1 protein-coding gene is annotated in these 607 nt (G+C 44.2%); it reads right to left on the bottom strand.

The genetic code is table 11. The features are described from left to right. Positions 1-439, bottom strand: a 439-nt coding sequence (gene cysZ, locus A3763_RS24390; protein ID WP_082880590.1) for a sulfate transporter CysZ, incomplete at its 3' end; no start/stop codon positions are given. Between the last annotated feature and the right edge of the window lie 168 nt (positions 440-607).

Here is a 607-nt window from a genome sequence, read left to right as displayed (position 1 = left end):
CCCGCGGGATATAATAAACAAGCTTTTGGAGTTCTCGCATGATGGTTCTGGGAACCATTGCCAGTAGCTCGCTCCATGAGAAGTCTTCACCTTTATCTTGGCCGCTTAAGTGCTTTTCAGTGAGTTCTGCCAGGTAGCCATAAAAAGGAGCGCCGATTAAATTCGCGGCGGCAATAAAGCCATAAAACAGCGTCATTAAGATGGCTAAGAAGTAGATTCCCCAGAATAACCACTCCATGAATCCTAGCCATTCTGGGACCCAAGACAATAAGGTCGCCATCCAACCGTCTACTAGGCTATATGCCCACATGATGAGCAGCGTAAACAAGATGATATTTACGGTTAAAGGAACCAGTAAAAATAGGCGAAAGCCGGGCTGGCAAATGATCTTGAAACCTTGAGCCAGATAGCCAAAGCCGGTAAACATATTTCCCTTCATGTGAAGATTCGCTCCTGATCAGAATATCGTCTAAGAAATTTATAGGGCTTAATAGGGTTGTAGGCAGTGTATAATAGCTCGCTTGGAGTTTCAGCAGTGCTCTGATGAAATCAAAGTAATGTCACTAGGTAGTTGTAGCCAATGCGTCCAGATTTTCAAATCGAGATT

Source organism: Oleiphilus sp. HI0128 (genome assembly GCF_001635365.1).
The sequence above is the reverse complement of the archived record's forward strand: the minus strand, read 5'-3'. Positions and strand labels throughout refer to the sequence as shown.